Genomic DNA, 16,767 nt, shown 5'->3' with positions numbered 1-16,767 from the left:
CGTTTGTTTATTGTATCTAGCTTAGTTGATTTTCATTTGATTTCTGCCAGAATTCTTTGCTAGGTATAAGCCGCTATCAGCCTGTTCAATTAAGTCTTCAGGCTTTAGCTGTGAAGTTGGAAAAACAGTTGCGCAGCCAATGCTAATGGTTACATATTCATCAATGTCAGAGCCTTCGTTGACGATTTTCAATTGCTTGATATTTTGGAGAATTCCTTCACTGACAAAGGCAGCCCCGTCTTCGTCGGTTTCCGGAAGGAGCACGACAAACTCCTCCCCGCCGTAGCGGGCAACAAAATCAGCAGGCCTTTGCAGTGTATTCTTAATAACGGTCGCAATTTGCTTGATACATACATCCCCGGCAGGGTGGCCATAAAGATCATTGAACCTTTTGAAAAAGTCAATATCAATCATTAAGGCTGATAAGGGCATCGAATGACGCATCGTTCGATTCCATTCCCTTTGCAGTTGTTCCTCAAAGCAGCGTCGGTTCGGAATATCCGTGAGACCATCCATAAGCGATAAATAGCGCAGCATTTCATTGGTTTCGAGGAGCTCGCTTTCTTTATCGAGCCTTGCCGTGATATCTCTTGAGACGGCAACGATGCCCTCTAGCTCATGGCTTGAATTTCGGATCGTACGTGCATTTGTTTCCAGCCAAAGGAAGGAACCATCCTTTTTTCTAATCCGATGAGGGAATGTGGCAAAATCTTTATGAGATTGAGATTCCGTTAAAAAATGAGAGATTACTTGGATTTCTTCAGGATGGAGGATATCGAACATCGTTTTACCTACGAGCTCATCTTGACTAAAGCCCAAAATCGATTCACAGGATGGCGATATATACTCATACAAACCACTCGGTTTCAAATAGGTGATAATATCCGTTGAATTTTCTGTAATAAAGCGATAAAGTGCCTCATTCTTCCGCAGCTTTTCCTCTAGTTTTTTTCTCGCAGTTATATTTTTGATAAAGACCTCCATACAATTCTTATTACGATAAAAAATCGGTACAGAGGAAACCTCAACATCGAGAATCTCCTTTTTACCTGAAAATAATTTGATTTCCATTCGTTCCACATTTCGAAGTCCTGATGAGGCTCTTTGAATCCTTGCTTTTACTTGATTATGATGCTCTGGAAGGATGAAGTCAAAAATAGACTTTCCGATTAACTGGTCAGCAGCTATCTGTAATAACTCCTCGACTCGATCATTTACAAAAATAATTTTATCCTGATGATAAACAAGGACAGACTCCGGAGAGTACTCAATTAACTCACGATTATATTTTTCACTTTGCTCTGCCCTTTTTCGGAAATAATGCAAGCGATCAAAGGACCAGCCCACTATATAAGCGATAGTGGCGAAGAACAAGGCCTCTAGTATATTGTATAGAGTTATAGGCTCAATAAGTGATTCAAATACACTAACAGCTATCGAAAAAAGGACTAGAATAATTCTTCCTGTGTACTTCATTTATTCACCTCAAATAAGATTACCAGCTGAAAAATGTTAGGACACACCTCTATCCATTCATTTCGGTTCGGGATCTTGATTATTCATGACTATATATCATAGTACTATTTTACTATATTTTACATCATAAACCTATTCCCTTTTTCTCCTAATCTTTTGGAACTTATTTAATTAGATATAAGAGCTGCTTCCTATTGCATTTTTAGAAATTAAGGATGATACCATGACCTTTTATCAAAATGGTGAAGCTAAAACGGGCGAATATGAATATCAGGGCTATGAAATTTTGACCTATGAAGCGGGAAACCGAGGCGTTCGTTATTTATTTGATTTAGTTGGTGATGAGGCTGGTGTGCCTAAGCATGATCAATTCAGTGACCATGGTATTTACCCAACAAAAGCAGAGCATTACCATATCTACTTTGGCGACGAAGACCATGACACGCTCTTAAAAGAATTGGACAATTGGCCAACGTACTACTTTTCTCATTTAAGCGGAGAAGAAATTGTAAAGGAAATGACGGCATATTAAACGATAATCGGGAAAAAAGATGCCACCCATTACGGTGAAACATCTTTTTTCTCTCTTAATCTTGTCAATACAAGCCCCAGCTATTAGGTTACACTAAAAAAAATGCTCCAAAGACGAGGCCGCCAAGAATAACAAAGGCAGGATGGACCTTCCATTTTTCCAATAATAATAAGGTGATAATCGCAATAATAAGGGTTTCCCAAAGTCCATTTGACATCGTCGATTCATGGAAAAAATCAAAGGTAAGTGTTCCCATTAAGATCGCTACAGCAGGCAGAACGACCTTTGACAGCCTTTTTACCTTTAGTGAATCTTTATAGCGATAGATGATACTTAATAATAAAACCATTAGAATTAAGGATGGGGCCACAATGGCAAACAAGGCCACCAATGAACCGAGAATTCCTCCGACCTCATACCCAATATAGCCTGCCATCTTCGTCGCAATCGGACCTGGTAAGGAATTTCCGATTGCCAGCACCTCACTAAATTGACTCGTTGTCATCCAGCCAAAACGATCGACAATCTCGTGTTCAATTAACGGGATAGAAGCAGGTCCGCCTCCATACCCAACAAGTCCAGGAATCAAAAATGCTAAGAATAATTGCAAATAGATCATAAGCTCTCACTTTTTCCTTCAACAGGTGCTTCGGTTTTCTTTTTCTTTTCTGGCAGCACTAATGCTCCTACTAACAAGACGCCTATCACGATACCCGGGTGAATTTGCAGCACGACCATACAGATGAAACAGCCGAGCAAAAGAAGACCGCCATTTCTCCAGCCCAAGCCATTCTTTGTCTTTTTCAAAAAGCTCCAGGTCAAGATTCCCATCATCACGCCGACAACGGGAACAACGGCATGGGTCATACCCTGAACTCTTGGGTTATCCTTGAATTGATTAAAGGAGGTTAAAAGAGCCAGCATTAAAAAAACAGTAGGTAATATGGAGGAAACCAAGGCAACGATGAGTCCCTGTATGCCAGCAACTCGATAGCCAATATATCCAGCCATTTTCGTAGCAAGTGGGCCTGGCAACGTATTGGCTAGAGCTAATACATCACTAAATTGATCATCATTCATCCACTTGAAGGTTTCAACCACCTCTTTGTGAACCAACGGAATCGATGAGGGACCCCCGCCAAAGCCTAATATTCCTGATCGAAAAAATGCGATAAATATATTGAGATAAAGCTTCATTTTAATAACCACCTTTAATGGAGCATCCTATCTAAGTCCATAGAATAGGAGAATACTAATATCCAGACGCGTCTCCATCTCCGAGAGCGAGTCAGCCCCTCCGAATTCACGCCTGTCCTTGTTCCAACTTCCTTTTAAATATGTGTTCAAGCTATAACTTCATCATACATATGTGAATTTTTTCTGCAATATATTTTTATCAAATTCGCTCGTCGAATTTGCGTCCGGATTACCTGAGCTCGCTCGGGTAAACTACCTTAAAAAATCGCAAGACTCGCCGGAGGCTTAACTTCATTCAGCCGGGGTTGTACCCCCACTGAATCGAAGTACCATTTGCATTCATCCCCCACTTATAGAAGTGGAGGACTTCTGCTGAATGAAGTTTAACAGTCTCGAGTATCTTCATTATAGAAAGCAAAAATGCCAGGCACCACAAGGCTGTATCTTCTATCACTTTGCATAAAAACACATAGGATATAAGATAGCTTGTAGTGTCTGACACCTAGGCAACTCCCTTTTTAATTTACAGCAGAATCACTTCATCACCGGCCTTTATTTCTCCTGTTCTGATAACAGAAGCATATACACCAAAGTGATTTTTATTTTCCTTAATAAGCGTTTTATGCAGGCTTGGATCTCGCTCTGCATTTTCTGGATCAACCGTAATAATCATACACCGTATACAATGACCCACTAATTCAAGCTCTACTTCACTCCCTATTTGCAGCCGTCTGCCCATCCATTCCTCTTCCACAAACGGTTTTTTTTCCTTTAAAGAGATAAATAGATTCGGACGAAAACGATGATAATCAATTTTTTCCTTTCCCCATAGTTCCTCCAAATGGGCTAATGAGGCATCGGTTGCCAGGAGAATAGGCTCCACGGCAATCGGTCCAATTGGCACATGAGAGGGAGTATATTGAATAGTAGAAATTTTCCTTGCGGATTTATCCTCTAATTCCTTGATTAAGCTCTCGTCATCCCAGTCTAATACCTTACCCTCCGGTGTGATGACCTCGACCTTCGGATATTGCTCCAGTCCTTCTTCTCCTGCAAACCTTGCATGATAACGCACCATTTCCTGAAAATGGGTAATGGTTAAGAAATCACCATTATTTGTCTCATCTAGATAAGCATGGCTGCGGTCCCCATATAAGCCATATTCCATGATTCTCGTTTTTTCTACGTGTTCACCTCCAAAGGATTTGATTGGGTGACGTACGATTTCCTTGATATGACCAACTAGCATTCCATCCACTCCTTTAAAAATCCGCTACGTATACCATATGATTTTCTTCTCTATATTGACATATGAATCTAAAACGAAAAGATAGCAAAGAGGTATCTTGCTATCTTTTGGTCTATACCCTATTATTCTTTTAAATCTTCAATTGAATCAATATCCATGTACGCTGGTACAACTAAGCCTAGCTTTGTACCAGTTAGATTGGCTCCAAGGTCTTCGAACTTTCCTTCATATTCAGCATAATAGTCCGCGTGAGTTGTTGGCATCCATGCACCTACCAAGGCATCACCGCTACCGTCTGCTACACCAGCCCACATTGGACCTGCATCGACCTGTACTAAATCTACTTCATAGCCAATACTTTCTAGCACATTACCTACCACATTCGTACTGGCAATAACATCATCCCATGCTACATAAAGAAGCTTAAGCTCTTCACCGTCAACCTCGTTAACGCCTTCCTTCCAAGTGTTAACAAGCTCTTCATTTTCACTTACCCATTGTGCTGCAGCATCTGCTGGATCCTGACCTTCTTGAATTAAGTTCATAACCGTTTCGATATGCTCCGGCTCCCAGTTAAATTGGTCAAGCAGCTTATAAGCATCAGGCTTGTCTTCCTTTAAGCCAAGACGAACAATTGTGTTCACATCTTCAGCTCCACCATAGATTCCCTTTGGGTCCTCTAGATATTTTAAGTCATAGCTGGCAAACTTCCAGTGCGGGCTCCAGCCAGTGATAATAATTGGCTCCTCTTTGTCATATGCTTTTTTAAGAGCGGCTGTCATAGCAGAGCCTGAACCCTCTACTACCTCCCACTTATCAAGACCATATTCTGGTAAAACCTCATCGATGGTAATTTTCATGATGCCTGCACCTGGATCAATTCCGACAATTTCATAATCCAGCTGTTCACCTACGGATTTCGTTGAATCTTCAGATCCTGATGATGTATCATTTCCTCCACATGCTGCTAATCCTAACGTAAGTGCTACTGCTGAAGTGATTCCTACAAATTTTTTAAACATTAAGCGGTTCCCCCTTGTTTTTTCTTTCCAATATTTTGCGTGATACGGTCTAGCAGAATCGCCATAACGACGATGGCCAAACCAGCTTCAAACCCAATCCCTGTTTTAATTTGTGTAACGGCACGGTACACCTCTGTCCCAAGTCCTGGAGCTCCAACCATCGAGGCGATCACCACCATCGATAAAGCGAGCATGATGCTTTGATTAATTCCAGCCATAATCGTTGGCATGGCTAACGGAAGCTGAACCTTTAATAGCTTTTGCTTCGTTGTAGAGCCGAACGCCTCTGTTGCCTCAATTAAATCGGCTGGTACTTGTTTAATTCCTAGTACAGTTAAACGAATCGTTGGTGGCATCGCAAAAATAACCGATGCCACGACCCCCGGCACGACCCCAATACTAAAGAAGAAGATCGCCGGCAATAAGTAAACAAAGGCTGGCATGGTTTGCATCAAGTCTAGTATCGGTGTGACGACCTGTCGTACTTTTTCGTTTTGTGATGCCCAAATTCCAGTTGGAATCCCAATCACGATTGAAATCAACACAGCCGTTAAGACAAGAGCGAGTGTTTCTAGCATTTCTTGCCAATACCCTAGATTATCAATTAGGAATAATCCTAGTAGTCCAAATAAAGCTATTCTGAAATTACAAATCTTCCAGGCTAGTAAGCTCACAAGAATCATTAGTATTATAGAAGGGATAAAGCCTAATCCCGCGACAATTCCTTCAACAAAAAATTCAACCCCAACTGATATCCCATCAAACATATCACCAAACGTAGCCGTCAACCAATCCACTAAAGCATCGATCCAATCTGCTAAAGGAAGCTTCGGTAACATTCCTTCCATCTTACATCACCTCCTTAGCTGCTGCTGCTTCAGGTTCAGCAATCTCGTTTATGTATCGCTCATTACCCGTTAGGGCACCAATTACAGCACCTTTAATCAGTATTCCTTTTAATCGATTATTTTCATCTGTCACCGCAACCGGAATGCTTGACGACGATACTTTTTCAAATAAATCAATCAATAAGGTATCGGTTCCAACTACATTCATGTCCTTCTCTAAAAAGCCAGTAATCGGCTGATTTTCTTCAGCTGCCTTCGAAGCATCCTTTGCTGTAATTACACCTAGAAGCGTCTGCTTTTTATCCACAACATAAATAGAGGAAATGCCTAAATCCTTCATTAATTTAAGCGCAACCCGTGGACCTTTATCCACCTGAACCGTCTCCGCACGCTTCATGACATGTTGTGCTGTTAGTACCTTCGACAGATCGACATCCTCGACGAATCTTTCTACGTATTCATTGGCAGGAGACATTAAGATTTCTTCTGGTGTTCCGATTTGGACAATGTTGCCATCCTTCATCAAAGCAATTCGATCCCCAATCCGAAGGGCCTCGTCCAAATCATGGGTAATAAAAACAATTGTTTTCTCCATCGTGGATTGTAATCCTAGCAACTCATCCTGCATATCTTTTCGAATCAACGGATCTAAGGCGCTAAAAGCTTCATCCATTAAAAGAACATCAGGATCATTTGCTAGTGCTCTCGCTAATCCTACACGCTGCTGCATTCCACCACTCAGCTGACTAGGATATTGCTGCTCATAGCCCTTTAGTCCAACTAATTCTAATGCTTCCAATGCCTTATGACTTCTCTCGGCCTTTTCAACACCTTGAATTTCTAATCCATACTCCGTATTCTCGAGCACGGTGCGATGAGGGAACAAAGCAAACTTTTGAAAGACCATACTAATTTTCTTTCTTCTAACTTCCCGTAACTCTTCCTTACTCATTTTCACGACATCTTTTCCATCAATTTGAACCTGCCCCATTGTTGGTTCAATTAGACGGTTAAGCAATCTGACTAAGGTGGACTTACCGCTACCGGATAATCCCATAATCACAAAGATCTCGCCAGCCTTTACTTCAAAGGATGCGCGATTGACCCCAACGGTTGAACCCGTTTCCTTTAATATCTGGTCCTTCGTTTTCCCTTCCTTGATTAACTGTAAGGCCTTCTTGGATGTTTTCCCAAAAATCTTGGTTACATCACTCACCTTAATTTTTATATCTGTTTCTTCCATTTTTTCACCTCACCAAATTTGCCGCTTAGGACTTCTTAAGTATAGACTATTCGTATATTTTAGTTCAAACGGTATATTCGGTGTTTTTCGACAATATAGTACGTACAGAAAAAACTGTACGTTACAAACAAATGGTTTACTTAGTATTCCTCCTGTTTGCTTCCTTTTACAGGGTAAAAGAAGACTTTACTTTTGTATAATGAATATGTAGTCTATGTTTAAATAGTATTATTAATTATGTAGGATGTGAAATAGATTGGAAGACAATGAAATCCTAGAACGAACCAGAACGATGGTTATTGATGCCATTGCAAAAAATATGAACCTTTATGGAATTACCCCATCCGCTGGTCGATTATACGGCCTTCTTTTTTATTCTGATAAACCACTGACACTTGATGAAATGAAGGACGAGCTTGGGATGAGTAAAACAAGCATGAGTACGTCGGTTCGAAGCTTACTCGATTTAAATATGGTTGAAAAGGTTTGGGTAAAGGGTCAGCGGAAGGACCTATATACAATTAACGAAGACTGGTATCAGTGCTTTTTCGATTACTTTTCCATCAAATGGCGATCAGCCATCACGACCAATAGCAGTGCTATGGAAAAATCCCTTACTAAATTAAAGGCACTGATTGCAGATCCTAAAACATCTGAAGAAACAAGAGTGCAAGCGAAAAAAGATTTAAGTAAGCTAGAGGAACGGCTTGAGTATTACGACTGGCAGCACAGACTCATCGATAGCTTTGAGACAAAGGAAATATTAAACTTTGTTCCAATCCATAAGAAATAGCGGTTTTAACAAAGACATTGGAGTGGATGGCGTTCCCATCCTCCCCTTTCTATCAATTACGTATAAGGAATAGAAGGAAAATGTTATGTCATATACTATTTGAGATATGACTATAAAGAAGGTGTTCCTTTGAAGCTTCTTGTAATTGGAGCCATTATACTTGGGGCTGCTGTTTTTTCCTTATTACCAATTTTGTCAGCCTATTTTTTTCAACCGACGTTAAAGGATAGTATCAAATTTAATGTGTATTTTCTCCCTCTTTCTTTTTTAGGAAACATTCTACTTGCCTGGGGATTCATTCAAGGCAGCAAGCTGTTCGGCAATACGGTCATGCTTGGCGGTATCCAAACAGGGGTCAACGCCCTACTTATTACAATCCTTTCTATTCTCGTTTTACAGCAAAAAATTTCTGTTTATTCCATTATTGGCATATGCTTGATTGCCATAGGTACCGTCTTCTTAAATAAATAACCGTGGAAGCATGTTTACGGTTCATACTTCACAAAAAAAGACCACTAACCTTCTATATAATATAGAAGGAAGTGGTCTTTTTGATTGTTGTATATGATAGGCATGCTTACTTTATTCTTTTTGCCTCTAATTTAAGATGATTTAAGGCCGTTAATCGTACAATGGCAAGCATCACCATGCCGACTGCAGCGAGCAGGATGGTTAAATAGATTTTTGCATCTAGGAAGGTGGCAAAAGCAAAGCTACACATAACCATTGCCATGATTAGATTACCGTATAATAGGATTGTCTTCTTCATGCCATTCACTTAAATCCCTCCTTTATGTTTCTATAATACCTTTACGTATGAGCGCTGTAAAAGGTTTCATTTCTTGCATAAATTTGTCGGAGGAAATAGAAATCTTGATGAATGATTGACCAGACCTATTTTGGTTTAACGGCTCCCCTTTTCTCCTACTGAACAACCAGCTCTACATCTTCAAGCGCTCCTCGATGAATGAATACAAAATGAGCATCCGAATTCATGTAAGCTTTTATTTTATCGATGTTTTCCATAACAAAGTCTTCTTTTTCTTCCTTTGGCTTTTGTAGGATTTCGTCTAGTCTTTTTACATATTCAGCCTGTGAAGGAAACTCCTCACTATTTGTGATGATGGTATCGACAAAATAATCGATACTGAAAAAGTCCCTCTCTTCCTCAGGCTTGCTCTCGTTTAATTCTTTTTGTCTAGTTATTTCTGTTATCAGCCGCTGAGGCTCAAATTGATATTTTTCTAGCAATTCCTTCGTGCTTAGCTCCTGATCTTTTTCAAGCTGATAATTCACTGCATAAATTCCTTCTGACCCCGTTTTATGAACATCCATCACAAGGGATAGAATCCCGTCATTTAAATACGCTTTGGCCTCTACTTTTACAGGCATCAGCTGTCCATTGTCAACCCTTGCTTCAAGGTCACTTACCAAAGCTTGAAAATAATTGTTTATTTTTTGGGCTCCTGGCTTATCCACAAGGATGACTGGTGCTTCGTATACATAGATTACCTTCTCACCATTTGGAGTAATCCCCTCTTTATGAACGGCTTCTTTTATGATAACAACATCGTCGATGTCGTGCTTCACAGCTGTTGGTGCCTCAGACTCTTCCATCTGCACTGGCTTTTCAACCTGGCTGCTTTCCTCACAGCCGACTAATACTGATAAAGCGAGAAAAGATGCGATGAACCATTTTACAAGCTTCCTCATTTCATGCACCTCCATTTTAAATACCGATTTCGCTGAAAAGTAAAATATTACCTTCAATAACATTTTACTATAAATAGAAGTCATTTAATGACTTATTATGGAAGAATCTATGAATACTAGAGGAATGTTTATTTGATCAAATTCGCCCGTCGAATTTGCGTCCGGATTACCTGAGCTCGCTCGATAAACTACCTTTAAAAAATCCGTGACAACCGCCGGAGGCTTAACTTCATTCAGCCGGGGTTTGAAACCCAACTGAATCGAAATACCATTTGCATTCATCTCCCACTTGTAGAAGTGGAGGACTTCTGCTGAATGAAGTTGATATTTGACGAAATCTTCAGAAAAGGTTGTTGATAGAATGGAAAATAAAGTATATTCTTAAACTACAACAGGACTGAACGCCATTAATGATATTGAGACACTTTATACATAATTTGGAGGGTGAAAAATGGAGGAAAGAAAAGGAAAAGCGATACAGGATATCTATCCTGATGATTTCGCGTGGTGCTATGGCTGTGGTCGGCTAAATCAAGATGGTCACCACCTACGGACAAGCTGGCAGGATGATAAGACGGTGACCGTCTTTACACCTGAATCAAAGTATATGGGAATTCCGGGTTTTATCTATGGCGGACTCATGGCCTCCTTAATTGACTGTCATGGGACAGGATCTGCGTCATTAGCTTTACATCGTAAAAATGGGAACGAAATTGGCGATGGCTCCGAGCCACCAAGGTTTGTTACGGCCACGCTCAATGTGGAATTCCTGAAACCCACTCCACAGGATGTTCCGCTAAAAGCAATTGGCACTGTCGAAGAAATACACCCAAAACGCTGGAAGGTCCTTACAGAGGTATATGCCAATGATATTCTATGTGCTCGTGGTGAGGTCGTTGCTGTCGTCATGCCAAGTACCTTTTTGAAGTAAGGATAATCAAATTTGCCCGCCACATACTAGACCTCGGTTCTGACAACAATAATGGATTTTCAGGTTACTCTGTCCGAACTAGACCAGCTTATTCATTCTAAATTACCACAATGGCCTTTACTTCTCGCGAAACTTTTTCTATTTTGAATCATAATGTTGTTAGGAGGACGTGTAAAAGGAGATGGTGATTATTGGGATAGGCGTGTGGGTTGCGATAGGGATTGCGATTGCTGTGGCGCTTGGTTTTTTTGATGATAAGAAAAAGAAAAAGTAAAGTTCATTTCATTCCAGTATGAAATCAATTGGTTGCCCCACTATCATTAAAAGTAGAAAATAAAAATGAAAGAGGATAAGCTGTCCTCTTTCATTTTTTTCTTTAACTCCATCGCTTTACTAATATCATTAAACGAAGAAGCAAAATCCTTGTCCTCATTTAGAAAAACTTATCATCTATTATTACTCAAATTTGATATACAATAGAACGGTTTAATTCCTCCCCTAAATATCACTTTTTCAGATTCGCCTTGGCTAACTCGTCTCTGTCCGATGCAATCGGAGGCTGCTCCAGCCACCTGTTTTTAATCATAATATTAGAGCCATCCTCAGAATAGAGTTGGATTTCAACCATTAATCTGTTATACATAATGCCAATATCCACTCTTGGACTTTGGGCGACACCTGTTCCATAATAACCGATGCTTAAGCCAATTAAAGCAGATGTAAAAAACATCATTAGATTATCTGAAAAAGTATACTCTGTACTAGCCGTAACCTCCGTGGCCCAAGTAGTGGGAACTGGAAGATAGCTGTCTTCGAATTTTTTGCCAAATAATTTAATATGCTTTTTAGCAATTTCAATCCCTCTGACAAGGAATTGTTTGACTTGCTTATCCTGAGCAACCTGACAAAAACCGGCTAAGGTAGCTGCCCCTAATGCATTTCTCTGGATGTTAGCAAATAAATTAGTAATCTCAGATGCAATTAATGGCCGCTTTTCGCCGACAATATCCCAGACAAATCTCTGCTCGTGCACAAAATCATTATGCTCTAGGTTCGGCAGGTATGGAGACCTAATATAAAGACCTTTTGACAACAGTAAATCCTTAGACTTTTTATAAAGCTGCATGGTCTCAGAAATACATTCCATATAATGATCTGTGATGTCAGCTCTGCTTGACGCCGATAGGCTTGCCGAATAGGTTGTCAAACCGACCATCGACATCTGATGTAAAAAGTTCAATACATAAGTGTCCGAGAATAATCTTGGAGCGTCTAAATTGACATCCTCCTCTAGTTTAAAACCCTTGGGAATAGCATACTTCTCCTCTTTAAATAGAGGAGTAAGTTTTTCAATATGCTCATTGGAAAGACTTAAGGCATATTCAATAACAGACTGAATCTCTGTGTCCTCAGCTTTTTTTAAAAAGTATGTAAGTATACAAATACTTGCACTATCATTCATATATTGCGCCCACAGCTGGGCCAATTCTGTCGAGGTAATCCGTATTTGCTTCCCATTCTCCATCATTAAACCTCCATTCCAGGTGAAAAAAGATATGTATGGAATTATTTTCACCTATTTTCACCCTATTATGTTGGCTAATGGAACTTAAATGAGCCGTCCCCTTCAAAATCAATATTTTTATGAACATTATTAGCAAATCATGGAATTTTCACAGCAAAGTGTATATAATGAATATATACAATCAATACAAATTAGGTGCTGCATATGGACATTATTCTTTTAAATACCTCTGATTTACCGATTTATCAGCAAATCAAGGATCAAATCATCGAGCAGATTATGAAGGGAGAGTTGACGGAGGGTGAACAGCTTCCCTCGATTAGAAGTCTCGCAAAGGAATTAAAAATAAGCGTCATCACGACGAAGCGGGCCTATGAGGAATTAGAAAAGGAAGGCTATATAGATTCTGTTGTGGGAAAAGGGTCCTTCGTTTCCTATCGAAGCAAGGATCTATTAAAGGAAAAACAGCTGGAAATGATGGAAGTCAAGCTAAGAGGCATTGTAAATGATAGCAAAAAATACGACATTTCCCTTAATCAATTAATGGAGATTGTTGAAAGGCTCTACAAGGAGGAATGAGGAATGAATTACATTTTAGAATTAAAGAATGTCAGTAAGGTTTACAATGATTTCGCGCTGGATGATGTAAGCTTTTCCCTTCAAAGAGGCTTTATCATGGGTTTTATTGGACCCAATGGGTCAGGAAAAAGCACTACGATTAGATGCATGATGGACTTGGCTCATATCGATAGCGGTGACATTCATATGTTTGGGGTTCCTTTTCATAAACATGTGAAGGACTTAAAACAGCGGATTGGCTTTGTTTATGATCAGGATGTCTTTTTTGAAGATCTGACCGTGGAGAGAAACAAACAAATTATCTCTTCCTTTTATAAGCAATGGGATGATCAAGTTTTCTATCGATACATTGAAAGCTTCCAAGTTCCACTTCATAAGCCTGTTAAAGCCTTATCAAAGGGAACGAAAATGAAATTTGCCTTGGCCGTTGCCCTATCCCATCATGCAGAGCTGATTATTATGGATGAACCCACCTCAGGCCTTGACCCTGTTTTTAGAAAAGAACTCTTGGATATTTTGCTGGAGATTATTCAGGACGAAAGAAAGGCCATCTTCTTTTCCACCCATATTACGACAGATTTAGAGCAGGTAGCCGACTATATCACCTTCATCCTGAATGGAAAAATTATTTTGTCTGAGGAAACAGAGACCTTATTAGACGAGTATGTGCTCGTTAAAGGTGTGAAAAGGCTGAAGGAAAGGATTGAACAACTGCAGCCGATTATGCTGAAGGAAACCTCGCTAGGGTTTGAAGCTTTGCTTGAAACGCGTAAAACACAACAGTTGGAAACTCAATCTGACCTACGCTTTGAACGCCCAACCCTTGAGGAAATTATGTATTATTTTGTCAAATCACAAAAAGCTTGAGTGAAATATAACTCAGCTTATTCCTGACAGAAAGGAGTTCAGTAATATGTTCCAGTTAATGTTAAAGGATTTCCACACACAAAGAAAAGTCGCCTATTTTATTCCGCTTCTACTATTAACCTATTTGCTCACGTTGGGGAAGGAAGTCAGTGGTGACAATCCCATTATTGAGCATTTGATTTTCGGCTTAAGCATCGCCTGCATAGCCTATTTTATGATGATGTATTCCAATTTTAATTTAGGCGAAAGCGAGCGGATGCAAAATAGACTTTTGCTTAGCCTGCCCATTGAGAGAAAGACCGTCATTAATGCTAAATATGCTATGATCTTCGCATGGTGGCTCATCTCGTTTATTTCCTATAGCTTATTGGTGGTTATTCTTAAACAGCTTTTTCACATGTCTATTACTCTATCATTTGATCTAAAGGTCATGTTTCTATCCCTTTGCTTTGCTTATTTATTGTGTTCTATTTTTTATCCGATTTACTATAAATTTGGCTATCGAGTATCCAGCTTAATTGGAATCCTCTTCTTTTTCGTGGTGACAAGCGGATTTGGTAAGCTACTGACCATCAAAACCAGCTTGACATCGATTGTGGTGGAGCATCCCTTCCTTTCGGTTGCGATTCTCTCCTTTGCTTTCACGCTACTATCCTATCTCGTCTCGACACGGATTTATTCGAAGGCTGATTTTTAGTTCAGTAAATTTGAGAGGTGACCAAAGCGATGGAAACCAGCTATAAAAGGATAGTTTTCTCTATTATCGGCATCACTCTCTTCCTAACGGCGATTTTTCAGGCTCTTGATAAAAATTATCTCGCTCTATTCCCATTCATCTGTTCGGTTGTTTTTTTCACTCAGGTCTTGAAGGTAAACCGGAAATCTTAGTTATTTTCTATAGAGTCAAAAAAGCTAATCGGTCACTGCCGATTAGCTTTTTTGCTATAGTGAAAAGTCCCCAGATGGCAAATGTAATACCAGGAGTCTGTCTATTGACAAAGAAGGTATTTCCATCGACTGAGAAGGTTTGAGTGGGGAATTTGGTCCTTTTTCAGTTTTAGTATTCTAGCCCTCTATTTGTTTAATAATTTTTGCTGGATTGCCTCCTACTACTACATTAGCTGGAACGTCCTTCGTTACGACGGCACCTGATGCGATTACGGCATTATCTCCCACCGTTACGCCTGGGTTGATAATGGCACTTCCCCCTATCCACACATTGTTTCCAATCGTAATTGATTTCGCATATTCCTTTCCTGAGTTGCGTTCACCTGGATGAAGTGGATGTGTAGCGGTATAGATTTGGACTCCCGGAGCGAGCATGCAATTGTCCCCAAAGCGGACCTCACAAACATCTAAAATCGTACAATCAAAGTTTGCATAAAAGTTTTCTCCTACATATGTATTATAGCCATAATCAAAGCGGATATTGGGCTCGATATAGATATGCTCACCCGTTAAGCCGAGTAATTCCTTTAACATTTTAGTTCGCTTTTCACCTTCGGTTTCTAGCGTTTGATTATAGAACCTCACCTTTCGTCTAGCTTCTTCACGATCCTTTAATAATACTGTGTCTGCAGGATCATACATTTCCCCAGCCAACATTTTTTCTTTCTCTGATTTCATAGTTTTAACCTACTTTCATACGTATGATTGAAGGATTCCCCTACTATACTTGTCTATAAAAAAGACTCAAACTGGCTGTTTTCTGACAGACTCTGGCTTATTGACGCTCCTCTTGTCAGAACTAGGGCTGACCTCTGACACTCTCTGCCTTTTTTGCGCTCTTTTTGTCAGAGCTCAGGCTTAGCTCTGACACACCCTGGCTTTTTCTCGTTCCCCTCTCAGAACTAAGCCTCTCTTCTGACAGTCTCTCGCTTTTTCGCTTCTCTCTTGTCAGCCCTAATACTTGTCAGGCAAATACCCTTTTTCAATGGCATCGTGTAGGAGCCAGTCAATGAACTCCTTGATGGCCTGTGAGTTATGCGTTGCTGCTTCGTTTCGGGCAAGAACACGATCAGCGGTAACCTTGTTCAATTTCCAGGAATAGCCCTCTGTATAATAATTTTGCAGCAAGGGCTGCAGGAAGTCTAATGCCGCCGCAAATTGGGCTTCGTTCGTTTTTCCTTCCTCAAACTCGCGCCAAAGCTCCATCATTTCATCACGCTGATCATCGGGCAATAGACCAAAAATGCGCGAAGCCGCCTTTCCCTCCCGTTCTGCCTTATCAAGATTCCCTGCCTGATCATAAGCAAATGTATCTCCTGCATCAATTTCCACGATATCATGGACCAGTGCCATCTTCATCACCTTTACAGCATCAACCATTTCATCGGCATAATCACTCAATACCATGGCAAGCATCGCAATATGCCAAGAGTGCTCCGCTGAATTTTCCCATAGCGTATCATCCTTTGTATCCCCAATAATCCGACTCCGTCGCATGATTCGTTTTAACTGATCGATTTCAACGATAAAGTCTATCTGACGTTTCAGCCTTTCCTTATCCATTAAGATTCCCCCCCATAACTCATTATCTTGTCTTCGCAAAAACTTCTCCCCTTTATTTTATCGCTTGGAAACAGTCACATCAATTTCCTCAAATAATTCTCTTAATCAAATTCGCCCGTCGAATTTGCGTCCGGATCTTTATTGAGCTCGCTCGATAAACTACCTTTAAAAATTCCGTGACATCCGCCGGAAGCTTAACTTCATTCAGCCGGGCTTTGAACCCCCACTGAATCGAAGTACCATTTGCACTCATCCCCCACTTGTAGAAGTGGAGGACTTCT

General features: G+C 40.2%; 19 protein-coding genes. 7 read left to right on the top strand and 12 right to left on the bottom strand.

Going from position 1 to position 16,767, the window contains the following annotated elements; all coding sequences use genetic code 11:
* Nucleotides 1-21 precede the first annotated feature (21 nt).
* Nucleotides 22-1,476: a diguanylate cyclase domain-containing protein gene (locus BQ5321_RS09120; RefSeq protein ID WP_071394198.1), complete on the bottom strand. Its 1,455-nt coding sequence runs from the start codon at nt 1,474-1,476 to the stop codon at nt 22-24.
* A 184-nt stretch (nt 1,477-1,660) separates the two neighbouring features.
* On the opposite strand from BQ5321_RS09120, the gene BQ5321_RS09115 reads away from it, so the two are divergent.
* Nucleotides 1,661-2,008, top strand: coding sequence for a ZinT/AdcA family metal-binding protein (locus BQ5321_RS09115; protein WP_315970115.1), 348 nt, complete (start codon nt 1,661-1,663; stop codon nt 2,006-2,008).
* Between the two features lie 88 nt (nt 2,009-2,096).
* On the opposite strand, the gene BQ5321_RS09110 is transcribed toward BQ5321_RS09115, so the two are convergent.
* The 6 genes from BQ5321_RS09110 to proV form a co-directional block, all read right to left on the bottom strand.
* Nucleotides 2,097-2,627, bottom strand: a complete 531-nt coding sequence (locus tag BQ5321_RS09110; protein ID WP_071394196.1) for a chromate transporter — start codon at nt 2,625-2,627, stop codon at nt 2,097-2,099.
* A complete protein-coding gene (locus tag BQ5321_RS09105; protein ID WP_071394195.1) occupies nt 2,624-3,205 on the bottom strand; it encodes a chromate transporter in 582 nt (193 codons plus the stop codon). Before BQ5321_RS09105 ends, BQ5321_RS09110 begins: the two co-directional genes overlap by 4 nt.
* A gap of 523 nt (nt 3,206-3,728) precedes the next feature.
* Nucleotides 3,729-4,454, bottom strand: coding sequence for an MOSC domain-containing protein (locus tag BQ5321_RS09095; protein WP_071394193.1), 726 nt, complete (start codon nt 4,452-4,454; stop codon nt 3,729-3,731).
* Between the two features lie 122 nt (nt 4,455-4,576).
* Entirely contained in the window at nt 4,577-5,476 is a 900-nt protein-coding gene (locus BQ5321_RS09090) for a glycine betaine ABC transporter substrate-binding protein (protein ID WP_071394192.1), read from the bottom strand.
* Nucleotides 5,476-6,315, bottom strand: a complete 840-nt coding sequence (locus BQ5321_RS09085) for an ABC transporter permease (protein ID WP_390622185.1) — start codon at nt 6,313-6,315, stop codon at nt 5,476-5,478. The genes BQ5321_RS09090 and BQ5321_RS09085 overlap by 1 nt, the downstream gene beginning before the upstream one ends.
* Before the next feature lie 10 nt (nt 6,316-6,325).
* A complete protein-coding gene (gene proV / locus BQ5321_RS09080; RefSeq protein WP_071394190.1) occupies nt 6,326-7,567 on the bottom strand; it encodes a glycine betaine/L-proline ABC transporter ATP-binding protein ProV in 1,242 nt (413 codons plus the stop codon).
* Nucleotides 7,568-7,823: 256 nt separating this feature from the next.
* Between proV and BQ5321_RS09075 the strand changes: the two genes are divergently transcribed.
* Together BQ5321_RS09075 and BQ5321_RS09070 are read left to right on the top strand one after the other, a co-directional pair.
* On the top strand, nt 7,824-8,360 hold the full coding sequence (locus tag BQ5321_RS09075; protein ID WP_071394189.1) for a GbsR/MarR family transcriptional regulator: 537 nt from the start codon (nt 7,824-7,826) through the stop codon (nt 8,358-8,360).
* A gap of 129 nt (nt 8,361-8,489) precedes the next feature.
* Complete coding sequence (locus BQ5321_RS09070; protein ID WP_071394188.1) at nt 8,490-8,831, top strand: hypothetical protein; 342 nt, start codon at nt 8,490-8,492, stop codon at nt 8,829-8,831.
* A gap of 106 nt (nt 8,832-8,937) precedes the next feature.
* On the opposite strand, the gene BQ5321_RS09065 is transcribed toward BQ5321_RS09070, so the two are convergent.
* Both BQ5321_RS09065 and BQ5321_RS09060 read right to left on the bottom strand, forming a co-directional pair.
* A complete protein-coding gene (locus BQ5321_RS09065) occupies nt 8,938-9,138 on the bottom strand; it encodes a hypothetical protein (protein ID WP_071394187.1) in 201 nt (66 codons plus the stop codon).
* Nucleotides 9,139-9,284: 146 nt separating this feature from the next.
* Entirely contained in the window at nt 9,285-10,073 is a 789-nt protein-coding gene (locus BQ5321_RS09060) for a hypothetical protein (RefSeq protein WP_071394186.1), read from the bottom strand.
* A gap of 451 nt (nt 10,074-10,524) precedes the next feature.
* Between BQ5321_RS09060 and BQ5321_RS09055 the strand changes: the two genes are divergently transcribed.
* Nucleotides 10,525-11,004 (top strand): PaaI family thioesterase, encoded by a 480-nt coding sequence (locus BQ5321_RS09055; protein ID WP_071394185.1) that lies wholly within the window; start codon nt 10,525-10,527, stop codon nt 11,002-11,004.
* A 505-nt stretch (nt 11,005-11,509) separates the two neighbouring features.
* On the opposite strand, the gene BQ5321_RS09050 is transcribed toward BQ5321_RS09055, so the two are convergent.
* Nucleotides 11,510-12,532 carry a DUF3231 family protein gene (locus tag BQ5321_RS09050; RefSeq protein WP_315970098.1) on the bottom strand — a complete coding sequence of 341 codons (1,023 nt, stop codon included), beginning with the start codon at nt 12,530-12,532 and terminating at the stop codon, nt 11,510-11,512.
* A 201-nt stretch (nt 12,533-12,733) separates the two neighbouring features.
* Between BQ5321_RS09050 and BQ5321_RS09045 the strand changes: the two genes are divergently transcribed.
* The 3 genes from BQ5321_RS09045 to BQ5321_RS09035 are packed head-to-tail and all read left to right on the top strand — an operon-like array spanning nt 12,734 to nt 14,672.
* Nucleotides 12,734-13,108 carry a GntR family transcriptional regulator gene (locus BQ5321_RS09045; RefSeq protein WP_071394183.1) on the top strand — a complete coding sequence of 125 codons (375 nt, stop codon included), beginning with the start codon at nt 12,734-12,736 and terminating at the stop codon, nt 13,106-13,108.
* A 3-nt stretch (nt 13,109-13,111) separates the two neighbouring features.
* Nucleotides 13,112-13,975, top strand: a complete 864-nt coding sequence (locus BQ5321_RS09040) for an ABC transporter ATP-binding protein (protein WP_071394182.1) — start codon at nt 13,112-13,114, stop codon at nt 13,973-13,975.
* A 46-nt stretch (nt 13,976-14,021) separates the two neighbouring features.
* Nucleotides 14,022-14,672: an ABC-2 transporter permease gene (locus BQ5321_RS09035; RefSeq protein ID WP_071394181.1), complete on the top strand. Its 651-nt coding sequence runs from the start codon at nt 14,022-14,024 to the stop codon at nt 14,670-14,672.
* Nucleotides 14,673-15,040: 368 nt separating this feature from the next.
* On the opposite strand, the gene BQ5321_RS09030 is transcribed toward BQ5321_RS09035, so the two are convergent.
* Nucleotides 15,041-15,601 carry a sugar O-acetyltransferase gene (locus BQ5321_RS09030; protein WP_071394180.1) on the bottom strand — a complete coding sequence of 187 codons (561 nt, stop codon included), beginning with the start codon at nt 15,599-15,601 and terminating at the stop codon, nt 15,041-15,043.
* 276 nt (nt 15,602-15,877) lie between these two features.
* Nucleotides 15,878-16,486, bottom strand: a complete 609-nt coding sequence (locus BQ5321_RS09025; protein WP_071394179.1) for an HD domain-containing protein — start codon at nt 16,484-16,486, stop codon at nt 15,878-15,880.
* Between the last annotated feature and the right edge of the window lie 281 nt (nt 16,487-16,767).

It is taken from the genome of Bacillus tuaregi, from assembly GCF_900104575.1.
Classification (GTDB): Bacteria; Bacillota; Bacilli; order Bacillales; family Cytobacillaceae; genus Bacillus_BD; species Bacillus_BD tuaregi.
The sequence above is the reverse complement of the archived record's forward strand: the minus strand, read 5'-3'. Positions and strand labels throughout refer to the sequence as shown.